Annotated in this window: 12 protein-coding genes; 4 read left to right on the top strand and 8 right to left on the bottom strand. The window is 74.2% G+C overall.

All coding sequences use genetic code 11. The features are described 5' to 3' along the window. The first annotated feature begins 221 nt into the window (after window positions 1-221). From ACZ6EJ_RS26510 to ACZ6EJ_RS26495, 4 genes are all read left to right on the top strand, one after another. Window positions 222-716, top strand: a complete 495-nt coding sequence (locus ACZ6EJ_RS26510; RefSeq protein ID WP_469270614.1) for a hypothetical protein — start codon at window positions 222-224, stop codon at window positions 714-716. Window positions 717-859: 143 nt separating this feature from the next. Continuing rightward, window positions 860-1,363 (top strand): hypothetical protein, encoded by a 504-nt coding sequence (locus ACZ6EJ_RS26505; RefSeq protein WP_469270612.1) that lies wholly within the window; start codon window positions 860-862, stop codon window positions 1,361-1,363. Between the two features lie 347 nt (window positions 1,364-1,710). Then, a complete protein-coding gene (locus tag ACZ6EJ_RS26500; protein ID WP_469270610.1) occupies window positions 1,711-2,313 on the top strand; it encodes an acyltransferase in 603 nt (200 codons plus the stop codon). 115 nt (window positions 2,314-2,428) lie between these two features. After that, entirely contained in the window at window positions 2,429-3,616 is a 1,188-nt protein-coding gene (locus tag ACZ6EJ_RS26495) for an acyltransferase family protein (protein ID WP_469270609.1), read from the top strand. A gap of 89 nt (window positions 3,617-3,705) precedes the next feature. Here ACZ6EJ_RS26495 and ACZ6EJ_RS26490 read toward each other — a convergent pair whose 3' ends face one another. The 8 genes from ACZ6EJ_RS26490 to ACZ6EJ_RS26455 form a co-directional block, all read right to left on the bottom strand. Then, window positions 3,706-4,989, bottom strand: a complete 1,284-nt coding sequence (locus tag ACZ6EJ_RS26490; RefSeq protein WP_469270608.1) for a nucleotide sugar dehydrogenase — start codon at window positions 4,987-4,989, stop codon at window positions 3,706-3,708. A 4-nt stretch (window positions 4,990-4,993) separates the two neighbouring features. Beyond that, entirely contained in the window at window positions 4,994-6,646 is a 1,653-nt protein-coding gene (locus ACZ6EJ_RS26485; RefSeq protein ID WP_469270606.1) for a glycosyltransferase family 2 protein, read from the bottom strand. Then, on the bottom strand, window positions 6,643-8,247 hold the full coding sequence (locus ACZ6EJ_RS26480) for a glycosyltransferase family 4 protein (RefSeq protein WP_469270600.1): 1,605 nt from the start codon (window positions 8,245-8,247) through the stop codon (window positions 6,643-6,645). The genes ACZ6EJ_RS26485 and ACZ6EJ_RS26480 overlap by 4 nt, the downstream gene beginning before the upstream one ends. Further along, on the bottom strand, window positions 8,244-10,838 hold the full coding sequence (locus ACZ6EJ_RS26475) for a glycosyltransferase family 4 protein (RefSeq protein WP_469270594.1): 2,595 nt from the start codon (window positions 10,836-10,838) through the stop codon (window positions 8,244-8,246). The genes ACZ6EJ_RS26480 and ACZ6EJ_RS26475 overlap by 4 nt, the downstream gene beginning before the upstream one ends. Before the next feature lie 117 nt (window positions 10,839-10,955). Then, entirely contained in the window at window positions 10,956-11,966 is a 1,011-nt protein-coding gene (locus tag ACZ6EJ_RS26470; RefSeq protein ID WP_469270592.1) for a Gfo/Idh/MocA family protein, read from the bottom strand. Beyond that, window positions 11,963-13,081 (bottom strand): DegT/DnrJ/EryC1/StrS family aminotransferase, encoded by a 1,119-nt coding sequence (locus ACZ6EJ_RS26465; RefSeq protein WP_469270591.1) that lies wholly within the window; start codon window positions 13,079-13,081, stop codon window positions 11,963-11,965. The genes ACZ6EJ_RS26470 and ACZ6EJ_RS26465 overlap by 4 nt, the downstream gene beginning before the upstream one ends. Before the next feature lie 332 nt (window positions 13,082-13,413). Next, window positions 13,414-17,676 (bottom strand): Rne/Rng family ribonuclease, encoded by a 4,263-nt coding sequence (locus ACZ6EJ_RS26460; protein ID WP_469270589.1) that lies wholly within the window; start codon window positions 17,674-17,676, stop codon window positions 13,414-13,416. A gap of 228 nt (window positions 17,677-17,904) precedes the next feature. After that, window positions 17,905-18,687, bottom strand: coding sequence for a TIGR03936 family radical SAM-associated protein (locus ACZ6EJ_RS26455; protein ID WP_469270587.1), 783 nt, complete (start codon window positions 18,685-18,687; stop codon window positions 17,905-17,907). Window positions 18,688-19,037: the final 350 nt, after the last annotated feature.

Raw genomic sequence — 19,037 nt, 5'->3', positions numbered from 1 at the left:
AGGTTTCGGGTGGGGGGGGGGGGGTGGGGGGAGGGGCTCCGAAGTCGGGGGTGAATGGGCCCACAATGGCACTGGGCGGGGGGTCGGGGGCCCCCCCCGGGGGGGGGGGGGGGGGCCGGCCCCCCCCCCCCCCCCGGTCCACCCCCCCGTCCCCGCTCGGCCGTCGTACGGCGGACGCCGACACGCGGCGGCGCGTCCGGCGCCCCGAGAAGGAGCTTTCGATGGTCGTCCCCCTGTGGGTGCTCGCGGTGCTGGCGCCCGAACTCGCCCTCACCTGCCTGCTGCTGCGCTGGCTGCCGGTGAGGGAGGAGCGGTGGATCGCCGCGACGCCGCTCCTGGTGACCGTCGTGCTGGCTCTGGCCCTGCGGCTGGTCCCGCGCACGCCGTGGCCGGTCGCCCTCGCCGTCTGCGCGGGCTTCCTGTGGGGCGCCGGGCTGGCGCTGGCGCCGTTCCGCGGCTGGGTGTCGTCCTGGACGCTCCCGGTGCGCGGCGAGGCGCGTCTGCACTGGCGCGAGGCGGCGCTCGTGGCGGTGGGCGTGCTCACGCCCCTGTCGCCGAAGGGGTCGGACGCGGCGCTGGAGAAGGCGTTCGCGGTCCGCCGTACGGTCCGGGCCCGCGGCCCCTTCCCGGCGGCGCTGGGAGCGGCGCTGCTGGTGCTTCCGGCGGCGGCCGCGGTGGGCGCCGGGTGGGCCGTGGAGCACGTGGGATGGGCATGACACTCGTCCGTCGACTCGTGTATGAATGCGCAGGCTTGAGCCGCCGACCTCCCGAAACGCGGTCACGCGGACCTTCTCGGGAAGGCCGGGGCGCAAGAAAGATGAACCACCTCAACAGACCATTGAACGGAAAGGCCATCATCATGAAGCTCGCACACCGTGTGGTAGCGACGGGCGCGGCAGCGGCCGCCTGCATCGCCGCGGTCGTCACCGTGGCCCACGCCGACGAGGCCGACGACAGAACCGCGGCGGCCGTCGCCGAGGAGCTCCCCCCGTACGCCGTCGAGGACTTCGCCTACCCGCAGGCGGGCAGGATCGAGGCGGAGCTGGGCATCAAGCTCAAGCGCGGCGACGGGCACATCACCCTCGCGGACTGCGCCGCGGGCGGCAACCTCCTGGAGGTCTACTCCCGCACCAAGGGCCGGCTGTGCTTCCTCGTCACCGGCACGACCGGATTCCTCAGCGTGGAGATCCCCTCGGTCTACGGCGTCAAGGGCAGCGCCTCGCACGAGACCGACGTGACGCTGACCGCCGACGCCAAGGAGCAGAACATCTCCGTGGCCAAGAACGAGTGGAAGGCCGTCGGGGAGGCCGCCGACCCCGAGGGCCGCGACCACGTCCTCGTCGAGCTGTCCACCTCCGCCTAGGGTCCCGCGTCCGGGCCGGAGCGCAGCGGGGTCCGGTGCGTGCGGACGCGAGGCGGAGGGAGCCGCCGCGGAGCGGTGGCGACCGACGCCGACGCGGCGGCCGTACGCACCGGACCCGCAGCCCGGCGTGATCCGCACGGGAGGCCCTGACCTCGACCCGCGAGGCCCGGCGCCCGCACCACCGACACGGGTGCGGCCGCCGGGCCGCCGCACTTCCCCCCGGCGGTACGGCCCGCGGCCGGGGCGCCGGACCGGCGGCGTCCTCCGGCGGCCTGGTCCCGCACGCGAGGCGGCGGGCCGGACCCCCTTATGCTTTCCGGGCGCATCAGCTCTCCGAAAGGCACGCCGTGAACTACAGGGTCCAGCCCACCGCCCAGGTCGACGCGACCGCTGAGATCGGAGCCGGCTCCAGCGTCTGGGAGCTGGCGCAGATCCGCGAGGGGGCCAGGCTCGGAGAAGGCTGCGTCGTCGGCCGCGGCGCGTACGTCGGCACCGGCGTCCGCATCGGCGACAACGTGAAGCTGCAGAACTACGCCCTCGTCTACGAGCCCGCCGAGCTGGGCGACGGCGTCTTCGTCGGCCCGGCGGTGGTCCTCACCAACGACCACAACCCGCGCTCGGTGGACCCGGACGGCAAGCAGAAGCGCGGCGGCGACTGGGAGGCCGTGGGCGTGAAGGTCGCCGAGGGCGCTTCGCTCGGCGCCCGCTCGGTCTGCGTCGCGCCGGTGCGGATCGGCCGGTGGGCGATGGTCGCGGCCGGGGCCGTCGTCACCAAGGACGTCCCGGACTTCGCCCTGGTCGTCGGCGTGCCGGCCCGGCGGATCGGCTGGGTCGGCCGCAGCGGCGTCCGCCTGGTCGCCCGCGAGGACGAGCCGGGGGTGTGGGAGTGCCCGCAGAGCGGGGCCCTGTACGTGGAGGAGGACGGGGTCCTCGGGGAGCGCGCCGCGTAACCCTCGGGACCGACCGCCTCGGGCGGGCCCCGGCCCGCCCGTCGCGCCCGCGCCGCTCCGCCGGGGGCGCCGCGATCGCCCCGCCCCCTCCTCCGAGCAAGCCGAACGAGGCCCCATGAGTCAGACCGAAGTCCAGGCCCCCGGAGGGTCGGCCGCGCCCGCGGAAGCCCGCCCCGGCCCCGCCCGCCCGGCCGCGCCGCGGCTGTACGCCCTGGACGCCCTGCGGGTGGTGGCCGCGCTGAGCGTCCTCGCCTTCCACTTCACCGGCGTGGACGCGGCGACCCGAGCCAACTGGGGGGTGAACCCCAAGGAGCTGTTCCCCTGGCTCTTCCCCGTGACCTCGTACGGCTCCTACGGGGTCCAGCTCTTCTTCCTGATCAGCGGCTTCGTCATCTGCATGTCGGCATGGGACCGCGGTCCGGCGCAGTTCGTCCGGGCGCGTTTCCTGCGGCTCTTCCCCGCCTACTGGTTCTCGGCGCTCGCCGCCTTCGTCGTCTGGCGGACCATGCCCGACGGGTCGCGCACCGGCCCCAGCGTCAGCGAGTCGCTGACCAACCTGACGATGCTCCAGGTCCCGCTCTCCGCCCAGCACCTGGTGGGCGCCTACTGGACCCTCTGGGTCGAGCTCACGTTCTACCTGATCTTCCTGCTGGTGATCTGGCGAGGGCTCGACTACCGGCGCGTCTCGGTCTTCTGCTGGCTGTGGCTCCTGGCGAGCGTGCTCGTGCAGCAGCCGGGGAACCAGGTGCCGATCCTCGGGATCTTCGCGCAGCCGCTGAACACGGCGCTGTTCGTCAGCGGGATCGCCATGTACTTGATGTACCGCTTCGGCCCGGACCTCCAGTCGTGGGGGCTGCTGGCCGCCGGCTGGCTGGTGATGCAGAGCGATCTGGTCCAGCACGCCGACGGCCTCCGCCACGACCGGGGCATGGACCGCGACCCGTACATCGCGCTGGCGCTGGTCACCGTCTTCTACCTGCTGGTGCTCGCGGTCGCCCTGCACAAGCTGGACCGTTTCGGGTGGCGCTGGTGCGCCACCGCCGGAGCCCTGGTCTACCCCCTCTACCTGCTGCACGAGGAGCTGGGCTGGGCGGTGATCCGCAGCGTGTACGGCCGGCTGGGCGCCTGGCCGACCCTGCTGCTCACCGTCGCGCTGATGATCCTGGCGGCCTGGCTGCTGCACCGGCTGGTCGAGCTGCCGTCGCAGCGCTGGCTGCGGGGCCGGCTGGCGCGGGAGGAGCGGGACCGGGCGGCCCGGCGGAGCCCCGAGGCCCAGCCGGAGCCCGACCGGGCCGGTCCCTGACCTCGCCCGCACCGACCCCCACCGGGCCCATCGACGAAGAGCCCCCCGACCGGACGACGGCGGGGGGCTCTTCGGTGCCGCTCGGCGGGTCAGCCGCCGATGACCACACGCCGTACGCCCGCCCACCTGGCCGGGTCCGTGGTGCGGCGGCCGTCGACCAGGACGCGGACGGCCGGCAGGTCGGCGGCGGACAGCTCGCGGTACTCGGCGTGGTCGGCCTGGAGGATCGCGGCGGTGACGGCCTGGCTCTCGTGCGGGACGAGGCCGAGGGCGGTCAGCTCATCGGCGGTGTACATCGGGTCCGAGACGAACGGCACCGCGCCGCGCGCCTTCAGGGCCTCGACGACGCCGAAGACGCCGGAGAACGCGGTCTCCTTGACGCCGCCGCGGTAGGCCGCGCCCAGCACCAGGACCCCGACGCCGTCCAGGTCGCCGTAGGCGGCGGCCAGCAGGTCGACGGCGTACGCGGGCATCGCCGCGTTGGCCTCGCGGGCCGAGCGCACGACGGTCGCCTCCGGGTCGTTCCACAGGTACATCCGCGGGTAGATCGGGATGCAGTGGCCGCCGACCGCGATGCCGGGCTGGTGGATGTGGCTGTAGGGCTGGCTGTTGCAGGCCTCGATGACCTTCTTGACGTCGATGTCGTTGCGGTCGGCGAACCGGGCGAACTGGTTGGCCAGGCCGATGTTGACGTCGCGGTAGGTGGTCTCGGCGAGCTTCGCCAGCTCGGAGGCCTCCGCCGTGCCGAGGTCCCAGACGCCGTTGGGCCGGGGCAGGTCGTCGCGCTCGTCGAAGTCCAGCACGGCCTCGTAGAACGCGACGCCGCGCGCCGAGGAGGCCTCGTCGATGCCGCCGACGAGCTTGGGGTAGCGGCGCAGGTCGGCGAAGACCCGGCCGGTGAGCACCCGCTCCGGCGAGAACACCAGGTGGAAGTCCTCGCCGGGGGTCAGGCCCGAGCCCTCGGCCAGCATCGGCGCCCAGCGGTCGCGGGTGGTGCCGACCGGCAGCGTGGTCTCGTAGCTGACCAGGGTGCCGGGCTTCAGGCCCGCCGCGATGGCTCGGGTGGCGGCGTCCATCCAACCGAAGTCGGGGGTGCCCTCGGCGTCCACGAAGAGCGGGACGACGACCACGACGGCGTCGGACGCGGCGACGGCGGCCGTGGTGTCCGTCGTGGCGGAGAGCAGGCCGGCGCCGACCGTCTCCTTGAGCTTGACGTCGAGGTCGTGCTCGCCGGGGAACGGCTCGGTGGCCGCGTTGACGAGTGCGACGACGTTCTCGTTGACGTCCGCGCCGATGACCTTGTGGCCCTTGGCGGCGAACTGCACGGCGAGCGGAAGTCCGATCTTGCCGAGCGCTACTACACAGATATTCATCGGGTTACTTCCTCTTCAACCTGGACAACATGCGGCGCAGCAGCGCCTTCGCTCGGGACGCCGCCCGGCGCAGCCGTGCGCCCACGCCGAGCCTCGGCTTCCACAGCGGGGCCGTCGTGATCACGAGCCGCCCCTTGGCGTTCGCGTTCGCCCCGACCCGGTAGGGCACGGTGCTCCCCCAGCGGCGCGCCAGCGGCAGCGGCTGCTCCCGGACGGGGACGGGGACCTCGTACGTGGAGCCCGCCACGTCCACGTAGGCGCGCAGCCCCCGCTTGGCGTCGACGCGCGCGAGCGGCATCCGGGCGGTCAGCAGGGTGCCGCCGTCCGCCGCCGCCTCGGTGGTGAGCGTGCCGGCGGCCTCCGGGCGCGGGGCGTCCGCCCGGAGCTTGCGGGCGCCGGGCTTGTCCGCGCTGGGCGGCATGGCGCCTCGGGCCAGGGCGAGCACGGCCGAGGACGCGTCCCCGGTCACGCCCAGGCGCACCTGGACGCTGAGCGCGATGTCCTCGCCGTGCTGCTCCCACGCGGCCGACTCCAGGCGCGTGCCGGCGGAGAGGCGGCCCGCCACGCCCTCGTCGAGCACTTCGTAGTACCGGTCGTCGAGGCCGACGGCCGGTTCCCGGAATCCGGGGTGGAGCGCGAAGGCCCGGCCGTCCTCCAGCAGGAAGGGCGGCGCTCCGTGCTCGGCCTCCTCCGCGATGGCGCGGGTCAGCTCGTCGACGGCGCCGCGCAGGGCGAGGCCGAAGCGCACCCGGCGCTTGACGCCGGTGCCGTCGCGCAGGCCGTCGGTGAAGTAGGCGTCCACCAGCGCGCCGACGCCCTCGCACACCCGGCGGCGGGTCTCGCGGTCGAGGGCGGGGAAGTCGTTCTGCAGGAGCTTGGTCAGCTCCCAGTCGAAGTGCCGCTTCAGCACGGCGTCGCGCCGCGGGCCGGCGGGGATCAGCGCGGCCGCGTGCTCCATGATGCGCGCGGTGCAGCGCAGCCGGGCCAGGTGGTCCGCCCGGTAGGTGATGTTGCTGGCGTCGCCCCGCTTGACCGCGTAGTAGCAGGTGTAGTCGGAGACCACGGAGATCTTCCGGGCCCGGACGCACGCCTCGATGGTGAACGGCTGGTCGCTGCCGACCGGCATGTCCTCGGGGAAGCGCAGGCCGTGCCGCTCCACCAGCTCCCGGCGGAAGAGCTTGGTGTTGGCCAGCGTGAAGGGCAGCGCCGAGTCGTACAGGCTGACCTCGGGCTGGTTCCCGGTGTACAGCTTCTGGTGGACGTAGCGGCCGTTGGTGCCGACCATCTTGCCGACCACGACGTCGGACCCGTGGGCGTCGGCGTAGGAGACCATGCGCTCCAGCGCTTCCTCGCCGAGGTGGTCGTCGGAGCCGATGAAGTAGACGAAGCGGCCGGTCGCCAGGGCGAGGGCGCGGTTGCTCGGCGCGGCGGGGCCACCGGAGTTGGGCTGGTGGACCACGGTGAACACGTCCGGGTACCGCTCCGCGAAGCGGTCCAGCTCCTTGCCGCTGTCGTCGGTCGAACCGTCGTCGACCGCGACGACCTGGAGCCGCCGGAGTCCGATGCTCTGCTTCACGAGTGAGTTCAGGCACTCGGTGAGGTACGGCATCGTGTTGTAGACCGCGACGACGACGGTGACGTCGGGGGTGGCAGTCATGTGCGGGGGCCCGCCTTCTTCGCGCCGGAGAGCAGCCGGGTGTACAGCCCGTCCAGCACCTCGGCCTGGGCCTCCCAGGTCCAGGTGTCGAGCATCCCCGGCCTGTCGTACGACGCGGTGTAGCGGTCCGGGTCGGCGAGGACCTCCTTGATCGCCCGGACCAGGTCCGGGACGTCCTCGGCGACGCAGACCTCGCCCTGCCCGGTGGAGCGGACCACCTCGGACATGGTCTTCACATCGCTGACCACCAGGGGCAGCCTGGCGTGCGAGTACTCGAAGAACTTGGTGATCAGCGCGATCTCGTGGTTCGGCCAGTGGTGGATCGGGATGCAGCCCACGTCCGCGGCCGACAGGAAGCGGACCACCTGCCAGTGCGGGACGTACGGCACGACGTGCAGCCGGTCCCCCGCGCCGAGCTCCTCGGCCCTCGCCCGGAGCCCCTGGATGTACGCGGCCGCGGGCCGGGGGACGACCAGGGCCATGTGCACCCCGTCGAGCGCGGGCAGCGCCTCGACCATGTCGCCGAGGCCGCGCTGCGGGCCGGGCGACCCGCTGTAGACGACCAGCGGGACGTCGGGGCCGATGCCGCACAGCTCACGGAGATCGGGCTCGGCGTCCTCGCCCTCGCGCGGCTCGACCGGGCGGTCCGGCGCGTTGAGGACGACCGTGGGCCGTTCCGTGAGGCCGTGCCGCTCGCGCAGGAGGTCGCCGAGCCCTTCGGAGACGGTGACCACGGCGTCGGCGAAGGGGGCGTACTCGCTCTCGTGCGCCGTGTTGCCCGGAATCCAGTGGGCGTTGTCCTCCCAGGGGCGCACGCCGGGCAGGAACTCGTGGGCGTCCCACACCAGCTTGACCTGGCGGCCCTTGGCCCGCGCCCGTATCGCGGCGCGGGCGCCCACCCCGAGCATCCGGAAGTCGTTCGCGTGGATGAGGTCGGGCTCGAGGGCGTCGATCTCCTTGCCGTACGTCAGCTCGTAGTCCCACAGGACGGGTTCCAGCCTGCGCCAGGCCCTCCTGCCCTTGGCCGCCTTCCAGAACGCGGTGAACGCGCGGTCCAGCGGGCCCCGCAGCGCGCGCCCGGCGCGCTGCGCCTCGGCCGTCTGCTTCGAGCGGAAGGCGACCCAGCGCTGCACGATCCGGGAGACCGGCCCCGCGACGACCAGGCGGACCCGCTCGCACCGGCGGAACAGCGGGGAGCCCACGGCCTGCGGAGCGACCTTGAGCGCGGCGCGCCGGGTCATGACGTCCGCCCGCCACGCCTTCACCCACTGCCGCCGATAGGCCCCGAGGGGGCCCGGCGGGTAGGCCAGCGGGCGGCGCAGCAGGGAGCGGTGCCGCTCGGCGTGCCGCTTGGCCAGGGGGGTCTTCAGCGGCAGCAGCCGCACCTGCGCGTCCCCGAGCTTCCAGCTCCGCCCGTTGCCGCTGCGCACCAGGCCGAGGAGGGTCACGTCCCAGCCGGCCGCGGCCATCGACTCCGCGGCCTTCTGGACCCGCGAGTCGCCCTCGACCTTGTTGTCGACCAGCATGACGACCCGGCCCCTGCCGGGTCCGCCGTCCGACATGTCCTGCGCTTCCATCGACAGCCTTTCTGGACCGGTCACTTCAGGAATCCACCCAGCACCTGGGCGGTCCAGGCTCCGTCATGGTAGGTGTGGGCGAACTCGACCGACGCACGCCCGACGGCGGCCGTGCCCTCCCGGTCCGCCAGCAGGGCGTCCAACACCTCCCGCAGGGTGTCGGGAGTGGCGTTGACGATGGGCAGCCCTCCTTGCGTGGCCCTCCTCACCGTCTCGCTGATGTAGCCGACCACGGGCTTGCCCGCCGCCATCGCCTCCACCGCGAAGGTGCCGTAACTGCCGGTGGTGAACTGGTCCAGGACCAGGTCCGCCGACTTGACCAGCTCCCGCATCTCGCTCCAGGGGATCCCCTCGGCGAGCCGGAAGTCGATCACACCGGCGTCGTGGAGCTCCGTCAGCACCGGCATGATCCGGTCGGTGCCCTTGGTCCACCGCTTGGAGGGGGCGTGCAGCACGATGGGCCGCTCGCGCTCCATCACCGGCCGGTCACTGGCCCAGGAGGCCACGTCGACGACCAGCGGCGCCCACTGCGCGGTCGGCAGGTCCTCGAGCAGGTCGGGCGTGGTGACGAAGAGGGGCAGCCCGCTCCGCTCGGCGATCTGGGCGTTGGTGCGGGCCTTCGCCCGCAGCTTCTCCGCGATCCCCTCGGGGGCGTCGCGGAACAGCGAGAACGCGTGGCGCTCCAGGTGGCGGGCGGGGTCCCGGATCTCACTGCCGTGGGCCAGCAGGCCCACCTTGATCCGGGCCTTGCGCAGCGCCGCGAGATCGCCCTCGATCGAGTCGCCGTTGAGCCGGCCGAAAAGCGGCTGGAACGCGTCCACCAGCACATGCGTGTAGCGGCCGATGACCCGCTTGACCTGCTCCAGTTGCACGTCGAGCTCGGTGAGGCTCGCGGCGTCGACGTAGACGTCGGCCGGGTAGTCGAACGACTGGGGAAGCTGGTTCATGACCACTTCGACCGAGACGTCCGAGTGGGTACGGGTGACCGCCTGGGCGAACGCCGCGGCCTGCCCGGCGTAGTTGGCGGGGCCGAGGCCGAGCTTGACCCGCGTCGCCCCGAGCTTCCGCCAGGTCGGTGCGGCGCCGTCGGCGGACGCCTTCACCGGACGGGGGGGGCCGGGGGTCTCCTGCACGGTCCACGGCACGTCCGTGCGCGGGCCGGGCGGCGTCTTCTTCGACAGCGAGCGGTAGAGCTCCAGCAGGCCGGCGCTCTGCTCCTCCCAGGAGAGGTCCTTGAGGACGTCCTCGGTGATGTGCTCGGCCAGCTCCCGGCGACCGCTCAGCGCCTTGCGCGCGGCGGCCACGAAGGTCCTCGGGTCGTCCCAGGTGAAGACCGTGCCGAGCCCCTTCTCCTCGACGTAGGCCTTGATGACCCGCACGTCGCTGGTGACCAGCGGGAGCCCGGCCTGCAGGTACTCGGCCACCTTCGTCGGCAGGGAGACCTCGCAGTTGGGGACCCGGCGGAACGGGGTGAGGCCGACGTCCGCGGAGGAGAGGTAGTCGGCGACCTCGTGCTGGGGCACGTACGGCACCAGGTGGACGCGGTCGCGCACGCCGAGCGACCGGGCCGTCTCCAGCAGCTCCTCCAGCAGCGGGGTGACCCGGCTGGAGACGATCGCCAGGTGCACGCCGGGCAGCTCGGGGAGCCCGTCGATGACGGCGTCCACGCCGCGCTCGGGGCCGAGCCAGCCGGAGTAGACCATCAGCGGCACGTCGGGGGCCAGCCCGCAGGACTCGCGCACGGACCGCCCGGAGCCGCCCGCGCCGATCACCTCGCGCACCGGTGAGTTGCCCACCACGAGCGGCGGACGGGAGAGCGCGTGGTCGGTGGTGAGCAGTTCGGCGAGCTGGCTGGAGACCGTGACCACGGCGTCGGCGCGGCCGATGAACTCGGCCTCGGCCGCCGGGAAGGCGTAGGCCTGCCGGCGGTTGGGCCATTCGACGCCCCGGACGTACTCGTGGGCGTCGTAGATCCAGACGCAGCGGTGCCCGGCCGCCCGCAGCCGGGCCGCGCTGCGGGCGGCGGTGACGATCGTGGTGGCGTCGTTGGCGTGGATGACGTCCGGCCGCAGCTTCTCCAGCACCGGGCCGAAGGCCAGGTCGATGTCGACGAGCTGCGGCCAGTCCCGGCTCCAGTCGCGGACCGGAGCGGGGTCCTTGGGCGCCGCCCCGCGCCGCTCCTCCCAGGTGAACGCGCGCACGCGGAGCTGGTGGAGCACGCGGCGGGCCCGCAGCACGCTCTTCAGCGTCACCTTGCGGGGCTTCTTCGCCCAGACCGACTCCGCGGACTTCTGCCGGACCCAGGCGCGGTAGGCGGCCTGGTACCGGTTCAGCCCGCTCCGGTCCCGTATACCGAACTGCGTCACGGTGCTGCGCAGCGGATGGGCCTTGCGCGCGTTGACCGAGCGCTTGAACTCCTGGGCGACGGGCACCTTGATCACCTCGATCGGGCCCATGCGGGAGCGCTCGACCCGCTTGGTGGCGCTCCTCCCGATCAGCGTGACGTCCCAACCGTCCCGTGCCGCGGCCACAGCCGTCTTCTGCACACGGGAGTCGCCCGTGACACCGTTCGCGACGATCACTGCGAGCCGCGGGCGGCGGGCAGGGGATTCCATTACGTGCTTCCTCCAGTGAAGACAGGCGGATCCGGACGGGGCGGACCCGAGGGCCCGCCCCTGCCGGAGCGTCGGCGGCACACCATGTCACCGGCGATCGGCCTGTCGTGCCGAGTCTCAGGCGGTGGTGCTGATGGCTTCCGGCCGTACGGTCACGCCCCGCGTCGCCGACTCGATGACCGCGGCGGCCACCTGCACCGTACGAAGCCCCTGGCGGAGGGTGCAGATGTCGGACGGCTCGCCCCGAACAGCGTCGCGGAAGAGCTCGTGCTCGACAAGGAGCGGCTCGCGCTTGGGGATGGCGTAGCGGACCATGTCGCCCTCGGAGACCCCGCGGAACGCGCGCAGGGCCTCCCATTCGGTGGCGACGGCGGCGTTGGAATGGAACGTGAGGTCGGCGGTGAGCGTGTCGGCGATGAAGCAGCCGCGCTCGCCGGTGACCGAGGTGAACCGCTCCTTGAGCGGGCTCAGCCAGTTGACCAGGTGGTTGACCATCGTGCCGTCGGAGAGCTGGCCCACGGCGGAGACCATGTCCTCGTGCGGGCGGCCGGACTTCGAGACGGTGTGGGCCGCGATCGAGGTGTAGTCCTGGCCGGTGACCCAGCCCGTCAGGTCGATGTCGTGGGTGGCCAGGTCCTTGACCACGCCGACGTCCGCGATCCGGTGCGGGAAGGGGCCCTGGCGGCGGGTGACGACCTGGTAGACGTCGCCCAGCTCGCCGGCCTCCAGGCGGGCCCGCAGCGAGAGCAGGGCCGGGTTGCAGCGCTCGATGTGGCCGACGCCGGCCACCAGGCCGCGCGACTCGAAGGCCTCGACGAGGCGGCGGGCGCCCGCGACGGTGTCCGCGAGCGGCTTCTCGATCAGGGCGCTGACGCCGGCGTCGGCGAGCTGGAGGCCGACCTCCTCGTGGAGCGCGGTCGGGCAGGCCACGACGGCGTAGTCGACGCCGAGGGCGATGAGCTCCTCGACGGTGGACAGGACGGGGGCGCCCTGGGCCCAGCCGTTCTTGTCGCCCATGGGGTCGACGACGCCGACCAGTTCGACGCCGTCCAGTCCGGCGAGGACGCGGGCGTGGTGGCGGCCCATGGAGCCCAGGCCGACGAGCCCGGCCTTCAGTACGGCGCTCACAGGTTCTCCCCCAGGGCGTTCACGGCGGCGACGATCCGCTCCAGGTCGCCCGGCGTGAGCGACGGGTGGACGGGCAGCGAGACGACCTCGGCGGCGGCCCGCTCGGTCTCGGGCAGGTCCCAGGTGCGGCCGGCCTTCTGGTCCGGCTCCCAGTAGGGCTTGAGCCGGTGGATCGGCGTCGGGTAGTAGACCGCGTTGCCGATGCCCGCCTCGGTCAGCTTCGCCATCGCGGCGTCCCGGTCTCCGCTGATCCGCACGGTGTACTGGTGGTAGACGTGGCGGGCGCCCTCGGCGACCGGCGGCGTGGTGACCGCCGGGGCGGTGATGTGCGCGTCGAGGTACGCGGCGTTGGCGCGGCGCTGCTCGGTCCAGCCCTCGACCTTGCCGAGCTGTACGCGGCCGACGGCGGCGGACACGTCGGTCATCCGCATGTTGGCGCCGACGATCTCGTTGGCGTACCGCTGCTCCATGCCCTGGTTGCGCAGCAGGCGCAGGGTGCGGGCCAGTCCGGCGTCGGCCGTGGTGACCATGCCGCCTTCGAGGGAGTGCATGTTCTTGGTCGGGTAGAAGCTGAAGGTGCCGCCCGCGCCGAACGCGCCGACCGGGGTTCCGTTCAGCGCCGCGGCGTGCGCCTGGCAGGCGTCCTCGACCACGGCGAGCTTGTGCCGCTCGGCGATGGGCATGATCCGGTCCATCGCGGCCGGGTGGCCGTAGAGGTGCACGGGCATGATCGCGGCCGTGCGCGGCGTGATCGCGGCTTCGACCGCGGCCGGGTCGAGGTTGAAGCTGCCCGGCTCGATGTCGGCGAACACGACGTCGGCGCCGACGAGGCGGACCGCGTTGGCGGAGGCCGCGAAGGAGAAGGAGGGGACGATCACCTCGTCCCCGGGGCCGATGCCGAGGCCGAGCAGCAGCAGGTGGAGAGCCGAGGTGCCCGAGTTCACGGCGACGCAGTGGCGGCCGTCGACCAGGCGCGAGAAGCCGTCCTCGAAGGCCGCGACCTCCGGTCCCTGTACGACGCGACCGCTGCGCAGCACGCGTACCGCGGCCTCGATCTCGTCTTCCCCGATGACCGGACGGGCAGCAGGAATCGGCTGCTCGTTGATGCTCGTCATGGACGTCCTCCTTGAACACCGCAAGAGCTCGTTACCAGGCAGAGCTCTGGGGTGCGGGACGTCTCACGAGGTCACGCGTAACCCCACCGGCGCTGTGCCGACGCCCTGCCGAGGAATCCGGCCCGGCCTCTGTCGCCGCCGGGCCCTGTCACCAACCGTAGCCTTCGTGAGAAACGCTCCGAGACATGGCAACCGTCGTCACATTATCAGGGATTTCTCAACCCCTTTCGGGCTTGTTAACCCGCGCCTGCATCAGTTGTGAAACAAAGCGGATGCCCCGCTCCCTGACCGGGAGCGGGGCATCCGCCGGTGGACGACCGGTGACGAAAGCGTCAGCCGGCCGCCGGCCCGTCCTCGGCGGAGGACGGGGTGGCGGTGACGGACGGTGACGACTGGTCGGCGGCGGCGGTCTTCTTCGCCGTCTTCTTCGCGGTCGTCTTCGTCGTCTTCGCCGCCGTCTTGGCCGTCGTCTTCTTCGCGGCGGTCTTCTTGGCGGCGGTCTTCTTGGCCACCGCCTTCTTCGCCGGGGCCTTCTTGGCGGCGGCCTTGCGGGCCGTCTTCTTCGCCGGAGCGGCCTCGGCGTCCGCCGCGCCCTCGGAGTCCGGCGTGCCGGACTCGGGGGCCTCGGACGCGGGGGCCTTCGCCTCAGTGGCGTCCGCCTCCGGGGCCTGCGCCTCGGGGGCCTTCGCCTCCGGGGTCGACGGGACCACGACGATCGCCGCCTCGCTCGACCCGGAGGGCGAGCCCGCCGGAGCGGTGGCCTTGCGGGTCGCCCGGCGACGGGCGCGCGGCGGGGCCGCCTCCTGCGGGGCCTCGGCCTCGGGGGCCCCGACCGGTTCGGCGGCCGGCGTCTCGGGCACGGGCGTCTCGGCGGGCGCCTCGACGACCGGGTCCTCGGTCGCGACCGGGTCCGCGGCGGGCTCGGCCGGCTGGACCGGCTCCGGCGTCTCGGCCTGCTGCGGCACACCCGCCGGGGCGGACGCCTTGCGGGTGGCCCGACGGCGCGTACGCCCCTGGGGCGCGGCGTCGACCGGGGCCTCGGCGGCCTCCGCGACCGGGGTCTCGGCGACCGGCTCGGGGGCCTCGACGACCTCGGTGGCCTCGACGACCTCCGCGGGCGCCTCGGCCCTCGGCGCGCCGGCCGGGGCCGACGCCTTGCGGGAGGCCCGGCGGCGGCCGCGGCCGCGCGTGGCGGCCGCCTCCGCCTCGGCGGGGCTGCTGTAGAACTCCTCGTCGACGGCGACCTCCGGCTCCACGGCCACCGGGGCGGCGACCTCGGCGGCCAGTTCGGCCTCCGACTCCGCCGGCTCGTCGTGATCGTGGTCGTGGTCCTGGTCGTGGGCGTGCTCGTGACCGTGCTCGTGGTCCTGGCCCGCCCCGCCGCGCCCGCGCTTCTTGGCGCGCTTGCCGCCGCCACCGCCGCCGACCGAGGTCGGCTGCTCCATGTGGACGATGACGCCGCGGCCGTTGCAGTGGACGCAGGTCTCGGAGAAGGACTCCAGCAGCCCCTGGCCCACCCGCTTGCGGGTCATCTGCACCAGGCCCAGCGAGGTGACCTCGGCGACCTGGTGCTTGGTGCGGTCGCGGCCCAGGCACTCCAGCAGGCGCCGCAGCACCAGGTCCCGGTTGGACTCCAGCACCATGTCGATGAAGTCGATGACGACGATGCCGCCGAGGTCGCGCAGCCGCAACTGGCGCACGATCTCCTCGGCCGCCTCCAGGTTGTTCCTGGTGACGGTCTCCTCCAGGTTGCCGCCCTGGCCGGTGAACTTGCCGGTGTTGACGTCGACGACGACCATCGCCTCGGTCTTGTCGATCACCAGCGAGCCGCCGCTGGGCAGGTAGACCTTGCGGTCCAGCGCCTTCATCAACTGCTCGTCGATGCGGTACGTCGCGAAGACGTCGACCTCGGAGGTCCAGCGCGAGAGCCGCTCCGTCAGGTCGGGCGCGACGTGCGAGACGTAGCCGTGGATGGTCTCCCACGCCTCGTCGCCGCTGACGATGACCTTGGTGAAGTCCTCGTTGAAGATGTCGCGGACGACCCGGACGGTCATGTCCGGCTCGCCGTAGAGCAGGGTCGGCGCGTTGGAGCCGCTGGTGCCCTTGGCCTTCTTCTGGATGTCCTCCCACTGCTGCTGGAGCCGCTCGACGTCGCGGCGCAGCTCGTCCTCGCTCGCGCCCTCGGCGGCGGTGCGCACGATGACGCCCGCGTCCTCGGGGACGATCTTCTTGAGGATGCTCTTGAGCCGGGAGCGCTCGGTGTCGGGGAGCTTGCGGCTGATCCCGGTCATCGAGCCCTCGGGCACGTAGACGAGGTAGCGGCCGGGCAGCGAGACCTGGCTGGTCAGGCGGGCGCCCTTGTGGCCGATCGGGTCCTTGGTCACCTGGACCAGGACCGACTGCCCCGACTTGAGCGCGGTCTCGATGCGGCGCGGCCCGTGGGCCATGCCGAGCGCCTCGAAGTTGACCTCGCCGGCGTACAGGACGGCGTTGCGGCCCTTGCCGATGTCGACGAACGCGGCCTCCATGGACGGCAGGACGTTCTGGACCTTGCCCAGGTAGACGTTGCCGACGTAGCTGGTGGCCTGCTCCTTGTTGACGTAGTGCTCGACGAGCACGTTGTCCTCGAGGACGCCGATCTGGGTGCGCTCGCCGTTCTGGCGGACGACCATCACGCGCTCGACGGCCTCGCGGCGCGCCAGGAACTCCGACTCGGTGATGATCGGGACGCGGCGGCGGCCCTGCTCGCGGCCCTCGCGGCGGCGCTGCTTCTTGGCCTCCATACGCGTCGAGCCCTTGATGGACTGGACCTCGTCGAAGCCGGTGCCCGGCTCGCGCTCCTCCTTCTTGCGGGGCTCGCGCACCTTGACGACCGTACGCTCCGGGTCGTCCTGGCCGTGGTCGGCCTCGGCGGCGGCGTCACCGCTGCGGCGACGGCGGCGGCGGCGACGCCGGCTGCTGCTCGACCCGGCGGAGGAGTCGTCGTCCTCGTCGCTCTCCTCGCTCTCCGGGAGCCGGATCGGCTCGTCGTCGGAGGGGGCCTCCTCGGCGCGGGAGGTACGGGCGTCCTCGCCGTGGTGCTCGGCCTCGTCGAAGTCGTTGGCCTCGCCCCGGCGGCGGCGACGGCCGCCTCGGCGGCGGCGGCGCGAGGGGCGGTCGCCGTACTCGTCGGCGTCCTCGCCCTCGTGCTCGCCGTCGTGCTCGGCGTCCGCCTCGTGGTCGGCGTCGGCGGTCCGCGGCTCGGCGGGCTCCTCGACCGGGGCGGCGGGCTCGGCGGCCTGCTCGGCCTCGGCGGCCTCCCCGCGACGGCGGCGGCGACGGCGCGAGCCGCCCTGCGGCGCGGCCTCGGCGGGCTCCGGGGCCTGCTCGACCTCGGCGGTCCGCTGCTCCTCGACCTCGTCGGCCTCGTCGTACGGCGCGGTCGAACCGGCCGCGGCAGCGGCGGCGGCCGCCGTCTCGGGGGTCTGGAACATCGGCTCGGCGAAGACCGGGGCCTGGAAGACGGCGACGGCGGGCCGGGTCGCCCGGCGGCCCTTGCGGGCGGGCTCCTCGGCCGTCGCGGTGAACTCGGGGCGGCCGGCGGAGGTGGCCCGGCGGCGCTGGCGTCCGCGCGGAGCGGCCTCCTCGGCCGGGGCCTCGTCGGCGGCGGGGGCCGGCTCGTCGGCCGCGGCCGGAGCCGCGGCGGGCTGCTCGGCGCTCTCGACCGCCTCGGCGCCCTGCGGGGCGCCGGCGGGGGCGGTGGCCTTGCGGACGGCACGGCGGCGGCGCGGGGCCGGGGCCTCCTCGACGGGCTCCGCAGCCAGGGCTGCGGGCTCCGCCGCCGGGACCGGCGCGGCGGCCGGCTCGGCGGTGGGCGCGGTGGCCTGCGGGGCGCCGGCGGGGGCCGAAGCGCGGCGGCGGGTGCGGCCGCGGGGGGCCTCGGCGGCGGGCGCGGCGGCCGGGGCCTCGGGCTCCGGCTCGGCGGCCGGGGCCGGCTCGACCACGACGGCGGCCTCGGCGCTCTGCGGGGCGCCGGCGGGGGCGGTGGCCTTGCGGGTGGCGCGGCGGCGGCGCGGGGCGGGGGCCTCCTCGACGGCGGCCTCCTCCTGGGCCTCGGCCTCGGCCTCGGCGACCGGCTCGGCCTCGGAGACCGGCTCCGCCGGGGCCGCGGCCGCCTCGGGGGTCTGCGGCGCACCGGCCGGGGCGGTCGCCTTGCGGACGGCGCGGCGGCGGGCACGCGGCGCGGGCGCGGCGGGCTCCTCCTCGGCGGCGGGCTGCTCGGGGACCTCGGCCACGGCGGGCTCCTCGGCGCTCACGGTCGGCTCGGCCGTCTGCGGGGCGCCTGCGGGCGCGGTGGCCTTGCGCACGGCGCGGCGGCGCGCACGGACGGGCGGGGCCGTCTCGGCGGGCGCCTCTTCGGGCGTGTCCTGTCCGGCCGGGTCGGCGGACTCGGCGGCCGGTATGGCCGGCGTGACGTCCTCGACGGGCGCCACCACGGCGCCGGGCGGGCCCGCCGGGCGGGAGGCGGCGCGGCGACGGCGGCGCGGCGGCAGCTTGTCGCCGGGGGTGTTCTCTTCGTTGTTCCCGGTCGTGCCGGGTTCGTTCGGCTGAGTCATGCGGGCGGTTCTCCCGTCACGCTCCCGGGCGCCGCGTCTGATTCCGGTCCGGCACGGTCCGCGGTGGTGCGGTACCGCCGTCCGGGGCGCGGGCGCCGCACGGGAGCTGATGTCTGGCTCGCCGGTTCCGTATGCGGTGTGCGTACGGCCTGGCGAAAGTCTTGTGGGTCAGTGCGCGGCCCGACCCAGGTGGCTCCCGAGTCGGAGGGCTGCGCTACGACGACCGCGTCACGCGGAACCCGCGCCTTCCGGCGCCGTCGCGACGGCTGCCCCGACGACCGCGGGATGCGCGGTCGGGGCGGCCTCGCGGTCGGGCGCGAGCGGGTCGGTCACCGTGCCGGTCTCCTCGTCGAAGAGCCCCTGCGCCAGCCTGGTCACCGCTGCGGCGACCGGCGGCGCCAGGTCGGCCGCGACGCGGAGGCCGGACAGGACGTCGTCGGGTCGCACGGCGGGTGTCACGTGCCGAACGACCAGGCGCAGTATCGCACAGGGCCGCTCGCCCGGCCTATCGGCCGGTGCGTCGAGGGCCCGCAGGTCGGCGACGGCGGCGCGGGCGTCGAAGGTGCGGATGCCGTTCTTCGCCTTGCGCTGGACCTCGACGGTCTCGGCGGCGTTGAAGGCGGCCACGGCCGCGTGCGCCTCCTTCGGGTCAACGCCGTCCAGGCGCATCTCCCAGACGGAGGCGGTCAGCCGGTCCGCCAGGCCCGAGGTGCGGGCCTCCACGGCGTCGATGATGTCGAGGCCGTCCGGCAGCGACGCGTCGAGCAGTTCGCGCAGGACGTCGGGGTCGCGCGGCTCGGTGAGCGCGATCTCCAGGAACTCGGCCTCGCTGCCCGTGCCGGTGGGTGCGGCATTGGCGTAGCTGACCTTGGGGTGCGGGGTGAAACCCGCCGAGTACGCCATCGGCACCTCGGAGCGGCGCAGTGCCCGCTCGAAGGCCCGCTGGAAGTCACGGTGGCTGGTGAACCGGAGGCGGCCGCGCTTGGTGTAGCGCAGGCGGATGCGCTGCACTGCCGGTGCGGGCGGCGGGCCTTCGGGCTGTCGCTTGCCCAGTGGTTCTTCTCCTCGGTGCGGGGCGGGCGCGGTGGCGCACCGCCCACGAAATACGGGTGGCCTCCCAGGGGCGCCGCTCCGGCCCGCCCTCCGCCGGTGAATCGCTCACCGGGCGGGGAGGTCTCGGACGCCTGCGCCGCGCTGGGGACAGTCCTTGTACTACCCAGAGTACGCGCAGCGACCCCCACCGGTTCCCGCACCGTACGCCGACCGCGCCGGGGGGGGGGGGGGGGGGGGGGGGGGGGGGGGGGGGGGGGGGGGGGGGGGGGGGGGGGGGGGGGGGGGGGGGGGGGGGGGGGGGGGGGGGG

This window comes from Streptomyces sp. NPDC041970, assembly GCF_055588985.1.
The sequence above is the reverse complement of the archived record's forward strand: the minus strand, read 5'-3'. Positions and strand labels throughout refer to the sequence as shown.

Excerpts from the sequence above, each read along its gene's own strand:
- ACZ6EJ_RS26490 (WP_469270608.1), bottom strand. The coding sequence starts at position 4,989 with ATGAATATCTGTGTAGTAGCGCTCGGCAAGATCGGACTTCCGCTCGCC.
- ACZ6EJ_RS26510 (WP_469270614.1), top strand. The coding sequence starts at position 222 with ATGGTCGTCCCCCTGTGGGTGCTCGCGGTGCTGGCGCCCGAACTCGCC.
- ACZ6EJ_RS26475 (WP_469270594.1), bottom strand. The coding sequence starts at position 10,838 with ATGGAATCCCCTGCCCGCCGCCCGCGGCTCGCAGTGATCGTCGCGAAC.
- ACZ6EJ_RS26505 (WP_469270612.1), top strand. The coding sequence starts at position 860 with ATGAAGCTCGCACACCGTGTGGTAGCGACGGGCGCGGCAGCGGCCGCC.
- ACZ6EJ_RS26465 (WP_469270591.1), bottom strand. The coding sequence starts at position 13,081 with ATGACGAGCATCAACGAGCAGCCGATTCCTGCTGCCCGTCCGGTCATC.
- ACZ6EJ_RS26495 (WP_469270609.1), top strand. The coding sequence starts at position 2,429 with ATGAGTCAGACCGAAGTCCAGGCCCCCGGAGGGTCGGCCGCGCCCGCG.
- ACZ6EJ_RS26460 (WP_469270589.1), bottom strand. The coding sequence starts at position 17,676 with ATGACTCAGCCGAACGAACCCGGCACGACCGGGAACAACGAAGAGAAC.
- ACZ6EJ_RS26485 (WP_469270606.1), bottom strand. The coding sequence starts at position 6,646 with ATGACTGCCACCCCCGACGTCACCGTCGTCGTCGCGGTCTACAACACG.